Below are 13,083 nucleotides of genomic sequence, written 5' to 3' on the forward strand. Positions count from 1 at the left end.
GCACCTTAAGCAAGCCCGCGCCGCCGATTCAGCGGGAATCGATTACCGGTGAGTGTTGGCTTCCAGGCGGCGGATGTTGCCGATCTGCCGCAGGCTCAGGCCGTACTTGTCCGCCAGGACGCTACGGGAGATGCCTCCCAGGCTTTCCAGCTGGATGTGCTGGTTGCGGATCTGCCGGCAGAAGTGGTCGGCCTTGGGGATCTCCAGGGCCAGTCCGGCGAAGCGTTCGATCAGGGCGTTGAGAGCATCGGGAGGCAGGATCAGCGCCAGCGAAGTGCGCTCGGCGTGCTTGGGGATGTACTTGGGACGGCCGCCGTATTCACGTGTCAGGCGGTAGGCGTTTTCCAGGCCGATGCAGTCGATGAGTGCCTGGAGTGAATGGGGTAGCTGGCGAATATCGATAAGACTGAGGTCTTTCACGTCCATTTGGTACCTCCTTGGAATTATGAATACAGCTGGTTCGATCCTAAGGAGGTGTGTCGTCCTCTGTTCAGTGGGAAATTTCCCCCCTATTAAAGGGAACTATTACATTCTGATGTTGTATCGGTCGCTGGTGATGCACTGGATTTTCTTCAACTGGAGGAGGAAATATCCATGTCACGCTATGCGATTGATTTCAGTTTTATCGCCGCTCTGGAAGGCGGTGCCATGACCCGCGGTTATGTGCCCGATGCGGCCAACAGCAAGAGCGGGGTCACGGTGGGCACGGGCTTCGATCTGGGGCAGCGAGGGGTGAAGGATTTGCAGGCGCTCAATCTGCCGGCAGATCTGGTGCGGCGCTTGACGCCCTACCTGGGCCTGACGGGGCTCAAGGCCAAGGCGTTTCTCGATGGCCAGCCCTTGAGCATCGGCAGTGACGAGGCCGAGCTGATCGATGAGGCGTTCAAGGCGCCCTTTGTCGATCGCCTGGCGGCGAACTACGCCAAGGCCAGCGGGGTGGATTTCGCCCAACTGCCGGCACCGATGCAGACTGTGATCGCCTCGGTGGCCTTTCAGTACGGCGACCTGGCCAGCCGCACGCCGAAGTTCTGGGCCCAGGTGGTGGCCCGCGACTGGAAGAGTGCCCTGGCCAACCTGCGCAATTTTGGCGACAGCTACGGCACTCGTCGGCGCAAAGAGGCCGATCTGCTGGGCTCGCAGATCGCTTCATGAGCCGTTGCCGCCCAGGCTAACGGCCTGGGCGGTTTGTCGGTTTCAGGGGCAGGGGATGATTTGCAGCAGGCTCGCACTGCCCATGTGGCTGGTGTCATCGGGCCGGGTGCCAGTGGGCAGCGAACGCCAATCCACCAACAGGCACAGCGCCTTGAGGGACTTGCCCCGGGCCTGGCCGATGGGCGTGGCAAACTCATGGCGGTACAGCGCCTGGGTGGTGTTTTGCGCGGTTACGCTGCTGGCATTGCTCAAGGTGGTGCGAGCCATGTCCGGCAGTTTGTCCTGGGTGATGGTGAAGCGCGGTTGTTCGCCCGCGCTATTGAAAGCGCCCTGGTCCCGGGCGCGTTTCCACAGCTGCTGCCATTGGCTGCTGCCGGCGGTGCTCCCCAGGGTGGCGGCGTAGGCCTTCAGGGTTTCGGCCGGGGTGCTGGTGGTGTCCAGGGCGTGGGCGGCGCTGGCCAACAGGCTCAGGCCGATGATCAGTGAACGCAGAATCAACATGGGGCAACTCCTTTTGCAGGCCGCTAGGGCCCGACATGAACACAGGGAGGACCCCGGCGACAGGGCATCGCCGGGGGACAAGGCTCAGCGGGCGTCGAGGTAATCCCAACGCAGGCCTTCCTTGTTGTTTTTCGCCGTCAGCTCCTTGGCCACGGTGTTCTCGATGGCGTTGACGTTGATGTTTTCCACTTCAAGGATGTTTTTGTCCGCCAGTTGCTTGCGGAACTCGGCCTTGTTGGTGAGGAACTGGCAGGCGTGCCCCAACTCATGCATCAGCACCAGGGCCGGGGACAGGCGCTCGACCCGGTCACTGGCGAACAGCGCGAGGAATTTCTGGAAATTGCTCAGGTCCGGCTGTTTGTATTTTTTCTCGATGGCGTACACCTGGGACTTGAGGTTCCACACCACGCGTCCGGCGGACGTGGTGGAGTTGGCGGCCGGAGGAATCCAGCGGTCGGTCTTGTCCGCTGCCGACGAGTTGGTGACTTCCACGATCAGCTCTTCCTTGACGGCGATCAGTTCGTCGATCAGGAAGTTGGCCAGGTCGGATTGGCGCAGATAGTGGCAGGCATCGTCGAAACGCTTCTGGGCGACGGCCTGGTCCAGGGTAGAGGTGGTAACGGTGATGCTCATGACTGACTCCTTGGGGGGATTGCCCGTCGTTGGGCAGGAGTCATGGTTTCAAGGGCGGTGAGCGGGTATCAGCGGGAAAGGGTTCAAGGGGTATGGGCGGCGGGGATGGGCAAACGGCACCTGATTCAGGTGCCGGTTTTTGCGCTTCAGCCGGCGGGCGCCAGGCTGACGAAGTAGTAGGCCTGGCGCCCGACCATGAGGGTCTGTTGGATCTGCAGCGGCGGCTTGGGCGCCTCGGCGCCGCCCAGTACCGCCATGTGCTGCGGCGACTCGGCGAGAAAGGCCAGCAACTGCGCCTCGGTCTGCAGGTCCTTGAGCAGGCTCTGGGTGTAGAACACGCTGGCGCCGGCGATGCGTTCGTTGGCCTGATACAGCGCCAACTGGTGCCCGCTCCCCTGCAACGCCATGATCCGGTCGGTCACCGGGACGAACGACAGTTCACGGTCGGCCCGGGGCGCGGCCCATTGGGCGTTCACCAGATAACCGCCGATCACCAGGGCCATGAGCGTTATCAGCAAGCTCTTGCGCTGGCGCCCCACGGCACTCCAGAAACCCGTGCCCAGGGCCCGCTGGGCCAGACGCTGGTAGAGCACCGCGGCATATTCCGCCGCCAGCACCGCCGCCGCCGGGGTCAGGGACATCAGGTAAACCGTGCGTTTGCTGGAGGCCAGGCACAGCAGGGTGAACTGCGCCAGCAACCAGAGGCTGAAGAACAGCAGGTAGCGGTTCTGCAGCAGGGTTTTACGGAAGTGCCACAGCCCCAGGTAGACCAGGATGTTCCACGGCAGGAAGGCCTGGGGCAGCTTGGCAAGGTAGTAATAGAAGGGTTCGTAGTGCCCGGCCTCGACAAAGGAGCCGCCGAAGCGCCCGACGCTGTTGGTCCACAGCACTTCGCCCAGAGCTTGCAGGCCGCCGCGCTGGTAGAGCAGGTACAGCCAGATCATCAGCGGCACCAGGCCCAGCAGGGTCAGCAACCCGGGGCGCAACCAGTGGCTGAGGGTGAAGCGTTTTTCGATCAGGCTGTCGGCCAGCAGGTAGGCGAAGATCACCACCCCCGGCATCGCCAGGCCGAGCACGCCCTTGCTCAGGGTGGCGATGGCAATGCCGCCGGCGAAGGCCAACCAGGCCAGCAACGCAGGTTGCTGTTCGGCCTGACGGCGCTGGGCCTGAAAGAACGCCAGCAGGGCCAGGGTCACTCCGAGGCTGAGCAGGGCATCTTCACCCACGCCGCGCACGTTGCTCCAGTAACTGGCCATGGTCGCCAGCATCAGCCCGGCCACTGCCGCCAGGGTGGCCGGGCGGCCGAAGCGGCGCAGCATGGCGTACAGCAGCATCACGCTGAACAGCCCGGCGAAGGCCGAGGCCAGGCGCACTGCCAGCGGCGTGCCGCCGAAGGCGCGGATGGCGCCGGCGTCGAGCCACAGGCTCAGCGGTGGTTTTTCCAGGAATGGCGTGCCGAACAGACGCGGCGTGACCCAGTCATCATCCAGATGCATTTCCATGGCGATCCCGGCCACCCGGGCCTCGGTGGAGCCTTGCAGCTGGTGATTGCCCAAGGCGAAGAAGAACAGCAGGCAGGCCAGCAGGAACAGCAGCGGAGCGGGTCGTGACATGGGTTGTGCGCCGGCAGATCAAGAGGCGCAGCCGGAAGGCTGCGGGCAAGCGCCAAAGTATACGGAGGCAAGTCTTAACAAATTGTGAACAAGTAGGGGGAAAAGGTGCGGTTCGGTCTTGAGGGCTCAGGCGGACCGGCTCGGGTGGTGTTGGGGAGTTGATCAGCGCAGATGACGGCCGCTGCGCCACCAGAAAACCAGCCCCAGAAAAGCCCCCGAGCAGCCGAACAATGGCGCCAGCGGCAGGTAGCGCGGCAAACCGTCGGGTAACGGTTCATCCTCGTAGCGGTCGGTATAGAAGCTGGAGGGCGCCAGGCTGGCTACCACGGGAATGGTCGGCATCGCCGCCAGTGCACCGCAGAACAGGTAGATCAGCACATTGCGCCAAGCAAACCGTTGGGCCAGCCAGAAGAACAGGGCGCAGGGCAGGGCCGTGATAATGCCGATCAGCACGCCACTGACCACCAGGGTCAGCAGGCCCACGAACAGCGTCTGGGTAATGATGTCTGCGTTCAACGAGCCGGCGCTGGCCAGCATCGCCAGCATGATCAGCAAGGCCAGGATCGCGGCCATGGCCGTGACGCCGATGAAGTAAGCGGCGAACCAGTCTTCCGGCTGCACGCTGCGTTGGGGTGGAGTTGTTGTGGACATGGCAAAGATCGCTGTATGGGTGGCTGCTCTGGCCCTGTTCAAGGGTGCCTTGGCGTCGGGCCGCTGGTGAATAAAGGCTCGGTTCAGCGCAAGTGACGCCCGCTGCGCCACCAGAACACTACCCCCAGAAACACCCCGCAGCCGCCGAACATCGATGCCAGCTGTAAATAGTGCAGCGCAGCGCTGACGCCGTGCGGGAGGTTGAAGAGTTCGGGGAGCAGCTGGGTCATCACGGGTATGGCGAACTGCGCCGCCAGGGCTCCACTCACCAGGTAGATCCACAGGCGGCGCCAGGTAAAGCGCTGGGCCAGCCAGAAGAACAGGATGCACGGCAAGGCGGCGATCAGGGTAATCAGCACCAGGCTCACCATCAGCACCGCCACGCTGAACGACAGGGAGTTGAGCAGCGATTGCCACGGCGTCTGGCTGGTGCTCAGCAGGATCAGATTGACCACCAGCATCAGGGCCAAGGCCAGCCCCGCAACGCCGATGAAGTACGTGGCGATCCAGTGATAGGGGCTCAGGGTGCGAACGGAATTGGGCGTTTGGGGCATGGTGGGCACGGGCTTCAGGCTGAGGATGACCGGACCCAGGCTATCGGCAAGCAGGCGGTTTGATTGTGGAGTTTGCGTGGTTTTTTTGCGGTCAATGTTCTTTGGTGGATGACGTCGGGGCAGAAAATCCCTTATACAGGCAGCGGCCCGTCGACTGTTCACGGGCCCGGTTTGCGTCACCCACCCAGAAGGAGATGGACATGTTCAAGTTCCTGACGATTACCGAGTTGCCCCGTACCCCTGCGCATCGAGATACAGGCTCCGTTAGCGGAGCGATCAATGCCTGGGAGCTGAAAAATCGGGCTCTCAATACCAAGGGGTTTGTTACATGTCCAAAGAATTACTCGGAGTTTCTGCTGTAGGGCTGATGGTGCTGGGCGAGTTTTGCGCCATCTACAGTGAAGTGGTGGTGGCGCGGCTGGCCCATTCCGGCAACACCTCCGGTGCCGAACTGGCGTTGCCGGTGCTGATCATGTGCCTGGGCGGTATCTGCCTGCTGGCGGCCTACTGGCTGGGTTACGTGGCGGTGGGCGACATCTGGATCATTACCGTGGTCTCGGTGACCTCGCTGCTGCTTCTGGAGCCGCTGGTGATCTGGGCGCTGTTCCAGCAGGCGCCCGGGCGCGGTGCCTTGATCGGCTTCTGCCTCGGTGCGCTGGGGATGTTGTCCGCCGTGTTCCTGTAGCACGGCCTCGCTCAGGCTCGGGTCCTTCAGGCCCGGGCCCGGGCAAAGTAACGACTGGGCGCCTCGCCCAGGACCTTGCGAAACACACTGCTGAAGGCACTCGGGCTGCTGTAGCCCAGGTCGCTGGCGACCCGGGTCACGGCCTCGCCCTGGCCCAGGCGCACCACGGCCGCCAACAGGCAGGCCTGCTGGCGCCATTCGACGAAACTGATGCCGGTGTGCTGGCGAAATAGCCGGGTGAAGGTACGACGGCTCATGCCGGCGCTCTCGGCTATGGCATCGATCCCCAACTCCAGCGATGGCTGTTCCAGCAGCTCGCGACAGACCCTGGCCAGCCGCGGCTCGTCCGGCAGCGGGGCGTTGAGGGTCAAGGCCGGCATGCTGGCGACTTCATGCAGCAGCAGGTTCATCAACTGCCCCGGCACACCGTCCCTGGCGTAGAGCGTGGGGAGGTGCATGGCCCGCAGCAGTAGCTGGCGCAGCAACTCGGACACTTCCCGCACTTCGCATTGCTCCGGCAAGCCCAGGCGCTTTGCCGCCCGGGGACGCACATAGGTGTTGAGCATGGTCACCGGCCCGCTCATGTGCATGGCGTGGGTCACCCCGGCCGGCACCCAGATCGCCCGTTGCGGCGGCACCACCCAGTTGCCCTGTTCGGTATAGACGCTGATCACCCCGGTAGCGGCGTAGGCGAACTGCCCGCGTCGATGCTGGTGTGCGGCGAAGTGCTGGCCGTGCGCGTAGTCGATGGCCGTGACCAGCGCGTCTCGGGGGATATTTTCGTAGGGATCGATATCGATAGGGTGCATGGCCCGAATCTACTGATAGTTGACCTGATACTGCAAGCGGGCCATGGCGTGCTCCGGCGATAGTTCGGCCCCGGCCGGGGATTTGCTCGCGGCCGCCTTTCCTGGACCGCGCGACATGCAGAAAAAACACCTGTTCCTGGCCTTGCTGGTGACGGCCTTGTGGGGCCTGAACTTCCCCATCACCAAGCTTGGGCTGGCGAGTATCGATCCATTGCTGCTCACCGCCTTGCGCTTCACCCTGGCGGCCTTGCCCTGGATATTTCTGGTGCCGCGCCCGCCGGTAGGGTTTGGCTGGCTGGCGGCCTACGGGCTGATTTTCGGCGTGGCCATGTGGGCGCTGATCAACCTGGGGATTGAGCAGGGCGTGGCGCCGGGCACGGCTTCGCTGTTGATCCAGTTCAGCGCGTTTTTTTCCCTGGGCTGGGGCGTGTTGCTGTTCGGCGAGCGCCTGCGCTGGCAGCAGGTTCTGGCCACGGCCATTGCGCTGTGGGGGCTGTTGCGGATCATCGGAGACAGCCCCGGGCACGCCACCAGCCTGGGTTACGCCTTGCTGCTGGTGAGTGCCTTCAGCTGGAGTGTGGGCAACGTCATCATCAAGCGTTGCGGGGTTCGCGAGGTGTTCGCCTTCGTGGTCTGGGCCAGCCTGTTTGCGCCGTTGCCGCTGCTGGCGTTGACCTGGATAAGCCATGGCAGTGCGCCGTTTCTGCAATTGGCCGGGCAGGTGTCCGTCAGTGCGCTGCTGTCGCTGATGTTCCAGGTCTATGTGGCAACGCACTTCTGTTACTGGGGCTGGAACCTGTTGCTGCGCGAGTATCCGGTCTCTCGGGTGGCGCCCTTGTCGTTGCTGATCCCGGTGTTCGGCATGGCCGGGTCGGTGTTGATCCTGGGGCAGCGGGTCGGGGTCGATGAGGCTGTATCCATGGGCCTGATCCTGCTGGCGCTGGCCGTGGGGCAGTTCGACTGGCGCCGGTTTTCGGCCCTGGGGCGCCGGTCCCTGTAGCCGCTGCCGCAGGCTGCGAACGGCTCCGGAGGAGACGCGGCGATCTTGAAGACGCCAGAGGTTCGTCGGTCAATCGCCAAGCAAGGCCCTGCGGTCCTTTTCGCAGCTTCGCCGGCTCAGCAGCGGCTACAGGCGGCTTTGTGTAGCCGCTGCCGCAGGCTGCGAACGGCACCGGAGAAGACGCGGCGATCTTGAAGACGCCAGAGGTTCGTCGGTCAATCGCCAAGCAAGGCCCTGCGGTCCTTTTCGCAGCTTCGCGGGCTCAGCAGCGGCTACAGGCGGCTTTGTGTGGCCGCTGCCGCAGGCTGCGAACGGCTCCGGAGGATACGCAGCGATCTTGAAGACGCCAGAGGCTCGTCGGTCAATCGCCAAGCAAGGCCCTGCGGTCCTTTTCGCAGCTTCGCGGGCTCAGCAGCGGCTACAGGCGGCTTTGTGTGGCCGCTGCCGCAGGCTGCGAACGGCTCCGGAGGATACGCGGCGATCTTGAAGACGCCAGAGGCTCGTCGGTCAATAGCCAAGCAAGGCCCTGTGGTCCTTTTCGCAGCTTCGCGGGCTCAGCAGCGGCTACAGGCGGCTTTGTGTGGCCGCTGCCGCAGGCTGCGAACGGCACCGGAGGAGACGCGGCGATCTTGAAGACGCCAGAGGTTCGTCGGTCAATCGCCAAGCAAGGCCCTGCGGTCCTTTTCGCAGCTTCGCGGGCTCAGCAGCGGCTACAGGCGGCTTTGTGTAGCCGCTGCCGCAGGCTGCGAACGGCTCCGGAGGAGGCGCGGCGATCTTGAAGGCGCCGGAGGTTCGGCCGGTAATCATCAAGTCGGTGGCGCAGGCGGGTTTCTTATCCTCGTTCAGTCACCGTTCAGGGGGATCGCGCGCACCATGTCCAGCCTTACGCCGAGCTTATGGCACGGCACTTTCTGGTGGGGCGAAGATGGTTCGAGAAACGCGTTTCGGGATTGAGTCCTGGGGTATCTACCTGGTGGCCCTGCTGCTGTTCACCTTTGGCATCTGGGACGAGCAGCCCCAGGGTTTCGACGGCCGTTGGGCGCTGTTTCTGCAGGAGATGTTCCGTCACGGGCCGAGCCTGTTCCCCACCACTTACGGCCAGCCCTATCCGGACTATCCGGCTACCGCGACCTTCTTCAGCTACCTGTTTGCCCAGGCTTTCGGTGCCCCCAATCACTTGGCCAATATCCTGCCCACCGCGCTGGCTTCGGCCGGGGTGCTGGCGTTGCTTTATCGCCTGCTGGCGCCCTCGGGGCGCACCTGGGCGCTGCTCGCGGTACTGCTGACGGCGCTGACCAGCCAGCTGTTGGACAAGTCCCGCTCGGTGTGCCTGGACCAGATGGTTTCACTGCTGTGCCTGGGGGCTTTCTACCTGCTGCACAGCGGCGAACAGCGTGGCTCGCGGCTGCGGCCACTGATGGTGCTGCCGCTGTTCGTGCTGGCCTTCGCCATTCGCGGGCCCCTGGGGCTGGTGGAAGTCTGCGGGGTGGTCTGCACCTATTGGCTGTTGGGTGAGAGCCGTACCCAGGAGGCGCGCCGTATCTTGTTCAAGCGCGTGCTCGGCTACGGCTTCAGCGGCCTGCTGTTGCTGGCAGGCTGTTGGTGGCTGCTGCTGAAGCTGGCTTATCTCAGCGGTGGCGAGGCCTTTGTGCAGCAGGTCTACCACATGCAGGTGGGCGGGCGTCTGGATGAGAGTGGCGAACCGTTCTACTTCTACTTTCAGTTGGCGTTGTACCGCTACTTCCCTGTGGTGCCCCTGGCCCTGGTGACGCTGTGGATGCTGCGCCACCAAGTGTTCCGGCGCCATGCCGACCCGCAGCTGCGCCTGGTACTGCGTCTTGGCGCTTGCGGACTGATGATTCTGCTGGGCTTGTCGGTGCCGCATTTCAAACGCGCCTATTACATCTTGCCCATGGTGCCGATGTTCGCTGCAGTGGCCGCCTACGGCCTGCTCATGGCCCGGGGCAGAATGGGCAAGATGCGCAGTGCCTACCTGTGGCTGGTGGGTGTGTTGCCGGGGCTGTGCATCCTGGTGCTGTTGGTCCTTAAACACAGCTGGCACAAGCACGGTTACTGGCCGCCGGTGTCCATGCCGTTGCTGATTGCGATCTTTGCCCTGCTGCAACTGCTGGCTCTGTACTGCTGGCGCAAGACCCTGGGCAGTTTCGGCCGGCGGCTGGTACTGCTCAGCGGCCTGGCCCTGGCGGCGCAATGGACGCTGCTGGTGGCAGTGGTGGACCCGGCCAAGGATCTGCAATTCGATACCCAGGGTTTTGTTTCCCAGGTGGAGCAACGGCGCGCGGCCGAACACGGCCCCCTGGTGTTCTTCAACCTGGGCCAGGACACCTGGGCCGTGCGCTACATGATGAACCTGGACCACGACGAACAGCCGCTGTTTGTCGCCGGCGATGCCCCCGGACAACTGGACACCTTGCCCCACGGCTCCTGGGTGATTGTGGCGCGCAAGGATCGAGAAAAGCTCCAGGGCACCTCGCTGGAAAACCAGCAGCCGGTGTACGAGGGGCGCTTGAATGACAATCCCTGTTTGGTGTTTCAGTTGCAGTAAGTCCTTGGCAGCGAGTGGTGCGGGTCGTATTTTTGGCCCCTGCGATCCGCGTTGAAACCAGGGAGTGGTCATGGAATGCCAAGTTCGTCCGGCCCTAGAGGCCGATGCCGCGAGGGTCAGCCAAGTGATCCTCGCGGCCTTGCTCACCAGCAATGCCCAGGACTATCCCGCCCATGTGATCGAGCGGGTGCAAGACAGCTTTACCCCGGACGCTGTCCTGCAACTGATGCGGCGTCGGCAAATGTTCGTCGCCCTGGTGGACGGGAAACTGCTGGGCACCGCCAGCCTCGACGGGCGCGCGGTGCGCTCGGTGTTTGTCGATCCGGCGTACCACGGCCATGGCCTGGGCCGGCAACTGATGGCCGCGGTGGAGCAGGCGGCGCTGGACTCGGGTTTGACCTCGCTGGTGGTGCCCTCGTCGGTCACCGCCGAAGGCTTTTATGCGCGCCAGGGGTTTGTTCGGGTACGCGAGCATTACGAGGGCGAGGAGTTGACGCTGATCATGGAGCGGGGCCTGAGCCCTTGAGGAAGAACACGCGGGGCGGGCTTCTTCGGTGCTGATGCCGCTGCGAATTGAGCCCGCAGACTGGCGACCGCCGAGTGCGCTGGCGCCAGGTGATGAGCGCCACTGAGGTCTTGCAAATAGACATAACTTGCAACTCTTGCATTGTTGCGAAACCCCATGTGGCTATTTAGTTTTTTCCTCACAACGCCGGGCCCCTCTGACAGCTAATCGCTGCCATGTCGGAGTTGCAGTTTGTACAACTTCGACACTGGGAGGCGCACTCATGACAGCCCTTGAATCCTTCTTTTTTGCTGAGTTCCTCGGCACCGCTACGTGGCTTTGGTTCGCGTTTATCAGCATCGTTGTCGGCCTGCTGGTCTTCGACCTTGGGGTGTTACACCGTGAGCATCGAGAAATCGGCGTTCGTGAAAGTCTGCTGCTGTCTGCGGGCTACATCGCGGCTGGCTTGCTGTTCGGCCTTTGGGTCTGGCAGGTCAAGGGCGGTGACGCCGGGATGGATTTCTATACCGGCTTTCTGATCGAGAAATCGTTGTCGATGGACAACGTGTTCCTGATGGCGATGATCTTCAGCTTTCTGTCCATTCCGCGGCAGTATCAGCATGAGGTGCTGTTCTGGGGAATTCTCGGCGTGATAGTGCTACGCGCCATCATGATTGGCCTTGGTGCGGCGCTGATCGCCGAGTTCAGTTGGATTCTCTATGGGTTCGGCGTCTTCCTGCTGCTGACTGGGGTAAAGATGCTGTTCAGCAAGCTCGATGATCACCCCGACCTCAGCGAAAACCTGCTGGTGAAGTTCCTGCGCAAGCACATGCGGGTGACCGATCGCCTGCATGAAGGGCGCTTCTTCGTCCGCCAGGCCGATGCCAGTGGTACGTCCGTGGTCTGGGCCACGCCGTTGTTCCTGGCTCTGGTGCTGATCGAGTGCGCCGACCTGGTGTTCGCGGTGGACAGCGTCCCGGCGATCTTTGCCATCACCCAGGACCCGCTCATCGTCTACACCTCGAACATCTTCGCCATCCTCGGTCTGCGGGCGTTGTATTTCGCCCTGGCAGCGATGATTCACCGCTTCGCCTATCTCAAGTACGCCCTGGCGCTGGTGCTGGTGTTTATCGGCGGCAAGATCTTCATGGTCGGCATCATCGGCAAGATTCCAGCGGTCATTTCCTTGAGTGTGACCCTGGCTTTGCTGCTGGGCGGAGTGCTGGTATCGCTGTGGAAAACCCGCGGGCAGGTGTCTGCTGGTCCGCAGGTTTAGATCCCGATGGACAGCGGCCTTCTTGGGTCATCAGACTCCTGGACCGGGCGCGCATTCTCGACTGAGTGCGTGTCCGGTTTCATTCGACCGCTACACATCAGACTCCTCTATTTAGCGAGCATTTTCGCCTACCTAAATGAGTGTCTGGTTTCATCAGGCCACTACAGTTCTTGTGGGTAGGGGACGCTTGGCAAGGGTAGCGGAGCGCTGAGTCCAGAAACAACAAAGCCCGCACAAGGCGGGCTTTGTTGGTGCTTCGTTTGGTGGAGCCGGGGGGATTTGAACCCCCGTCCGCCAGTACTCCGCTGTCGGTACTACATGCTTAGCCGTGTCTATTGAGTTAACCCTCAGCGACCCGACGGGCAGGGTGCTTTGGGCGAGTTGTGTAAGTTTTAGCCGCTTCGTCCACAACGTACTGCACGGCGATTCTGTTCTATATGACAATCATTTTGGGTTTACAGACATCCCCTGATGATTGCTGGACCCGAAGGTACCAGGGGGGAAGGGCTAAGGCTGCTTACGCAGCGAGAGCGTAATCCCCGTAGGTTTCGTCATTGGCAACTATAGGAAGTTGCAACAGTGGATTTACGAGTTCTGTTACCAACTCGGCATGCACCTAAAGTTTCGCAACCGGCGTCGAATCCTAAACGGCCCCGAACCTGTTGTGCATTACCAACAGGTGGGCGGATTCTACGCTAAGCGAGCGCAGAAGGCCAACCCGAAGGTTGGCCGATGTATCGCCTATTGACCGCCCTTGGTGTTGTTCTGCAATTGCTGGATCGCCTGGGTGGTCAGGGAGATGCAGTTCTTGGTGCCTTCCTCGGTGCCTTTGGCCTGTTCGGCGGTGGCTTGCTGGACCTTGGCGTCGATGTCGCTGCTCAGGTCCGAGCTCATGGCCTCGGTGCTGACCTTGGCATCCTTGATCTTTTGCAGGTTGATCTGGCACAGGTCCTCTTGCCCGGCGGCAAACACCGGGGAGGCCAGCATCGCGGCGGTGATGAACAGTCCAGCCAGTGCGGAACGCTTCATGGTTATCTCCTTGATCGCAGGGGCTCGGCGTTGCCGGTCAACAGGACGGGCGGCCGAGTGGGGCTAAGCCCTTTTTGTGCGGGCCTGGAAAATGGACTACAGCGGTGCG

General features: G+C 62.6%; 14 protein-coding genes and 1 other RNA gene. 6 read left to right on the forward strand and 9 right to left on the reverse strand.

The window, feature by feature from the left end; genetic code table 11:
* Positions 1-42 precede the first annotated feature (42 nt).
* The gene (locus DWF74_RS19970) at positions 43-426 is read right to left on the reverse strand and encodes a transcriptional regulator (RefSeq protein ID WP_102861053.1); all 384 of its coding nucleotides are present in this window, start codon (positions 424-426) and stop codon (positions 43-45) included.
* Between the two features lie 168 nt (positions 427-594).
* On the opposite strand from DWF74_RS19970, the gene DWF74_RS19975 reads away from it, so the two are divergent.
* Positions 595-1,152, forward strand: coding sequence for a pesticin C-terminus-like muramidase (locus DWF74_RS19975; protein WP_115581563.1), 558 nt, complete (start codon positions 595-597; stop codon positions 1,150-1,152).
* A gap of 42 nt (positions 1,153-1,194) precedes the next feature.
* On the opposite strand, the gene DWF74_RS19980 is transcribed toward DWF74_RS19975, so the two are convergent.
* From DWF74_RS19980 to DWF74_RS20000, 5 genes are all read right to left on the reverse strand, one after another.
* The gene (locus tag DWF74_RS19980) at positions 1,195-1,653 is read right to left on the reverse strand and encodes a hypothetical protein (protein ID WP_115581564.1); all 459 of its coding nucleotides are present in this window, start codon (positions 1,651-1,653) and stop codon (positions 1,195-1,197) included.
* Positions 1,654-1,737: 84 nt separating this feature from the next.
* Positions 1,738-2,286, reverse strand: a complete 549-nt coding sequence (locus DWF74_RS30700) for a hypothetical protein (RefSeq protein WP_240321948.1) — start codon at positions 2,284-2,286, stop codon at positions 1,738-1,740.
* Positions 2,287-2,432: 146 nt separating this feature from the next.
* Positions 2,433-3,899, reverse strand: a complete 1,467-nt coding sequence (locus DWF74_RS19990) for an ArnT family glycosyltransferase (protein WP_115581565.1) — start codon at positions 3,897-3,899, stop codon at positions 2,433-2,435.
* Between the two features lie 162 nt (positions 3,900-4,061).
* Positions 4,062-4,550 carry a hypothetical protein gene (locus DWF74_RS19995; RefSeq protein WP_205413459.1) on the reverse strand — a complete coding sequence of 163 codons (489 nt, stop codon included), beginning with the start codon at positions 4,548-4,550 and terminating at the stop codon, positions 4,062-4,064.
* A gap of 83 nt (positions 4,551-4,633) precedes the next feature.
* Positions 4,634-5,104 (reverse strand): hypothetical protein, encoded by a 471-nt coding sequence (locus DWF74_RS20000; RefSeq protein WP_240321949.1) that lies wholly within the window; start codon positions 5,102-5,104, stop codon positions 4,634-4,636.
* A gap of 367 nt (positions 5,105-5,471) precedes the next feature.
* Between DWF74_RS20000 and DWF74_RS20005 the strand changes: the two genes are divergently transcribed.
* The gene (locus DWF74_RS20005; protein WP_011059155.1) at positions 5,472-5,789 is read left to right on the forward strand and encodes a hypothetical protein; all 318 of its coding nucleotides are present in this window, start codon (positions 5,472-5,474) and stop codon (positions 5,787-5,789) included.
* 26 nt (positions 5,790-5,815) lie between these two features.
* Here DWF74_RS20005 and DWF74_RS20010 read toward each other — a convergent pair whose 3' ends face one another.
* Positions 5,816-6,598 carry an AraC family transcriptional regulator gene (locus DWF74_RS20010; protein WP_115581568.1) on the reverse strand — a complete coding sequence of 261 codons (783 nt, stop codon included), beginning with the start codon at positions 6,596-6,598 and terminating at the stop codon, positions 5,816-5,818.
* Between the two features lie 115 nt (positions 6,599-6,713).
* Between DWF74_RS20010 and DWF74_RS20015 the strand changes: the two genes are divergently transcribed.
* From DWF74_RS20015 to DWF74_RS20030, 4 genes are all read left to right on the forward strand, one after another.
* Entirely contained in the window at positions 6,714-7,598 is an 885-nt protein-coding gene (locus DWF74_RS20015) for an EamA family transporter (RefSeq protein ID WP_115581569.1), read from the forward strand.
* A gap of 925 nt (positions 7,599-8,523) precedes the next feature.
* The gene (locus DWF74_RS20020; protein WP_115581570.1) at positions 8,524-10,164 is read left to right on the forward strand and encodes an ArnT family glycosyltransferase; all 1,641 of its coding nucleotides are present in this window, start codon (positions 8,524-8,526) and stop codon (positions 10,162-10,164) included.
* Positions 10,165-10,234: 70 nt separating this feature from the next.
* Positions 10,235-10,690, forward strand: coding sequence for a GNAT family N-acetyltransferase (locus DWF74_RS20025; RefSeq protein ID WP_115581571.1), 456 nt, complete (start codon positions 10,235-10,237; stop codon positions 10,688-10,690).
* A gap of 262 nt (positions 10,691-10,952) precedes the next feature.
* Positions 10,953-11,945 carry a TerC family protein gene (locus DWF74_RS20030; RefSeq protein ID WP_115581572.1) on the forward strand — a complete coding sequence of 331 codons (993 nt, stop codon included), beginning with the start codon at positions 10,953-10,955 and terminating at the stop codon, positions 11,943-11,945.
* 261 nt (positions 11,946-12,206) lie between these two features.
* On the opposite strand, the gene ssrA is transcribed toward DWF74_RS20030, so the two are convergent.
* Positions 12,207-12,600: a transfer-messenger RNA gene (ssrA, locus tag DWF74_RS20035) on the reverse strand.
* Positions 12,601-12,686: 86 nt separating this feature from the next.
* Complete coding sequence (locus DWF74_RS20040; RefSeq protein WP_102861064.1) at positions 12,687-12,974, reverse strand: hypothetical protein; 288 nt, start codon at positions 12,972-12,974, stop codon at positions 12,687-12,689.
* Positions 12,975-13,083: the final 109 nt, after the last annotated feature.

Origin of the sequence: Pseudomonas protegens (genome assembly GCF_003363755.1) — a bacterium.
GTDB classification, from domain to species: Bacteria; Pseudomonadota; Gammaproteobacteria; order Pseudomonadales; family Pseudomonadaceae; genus Aquipseudomonas; species Aquipseudomonas danubii.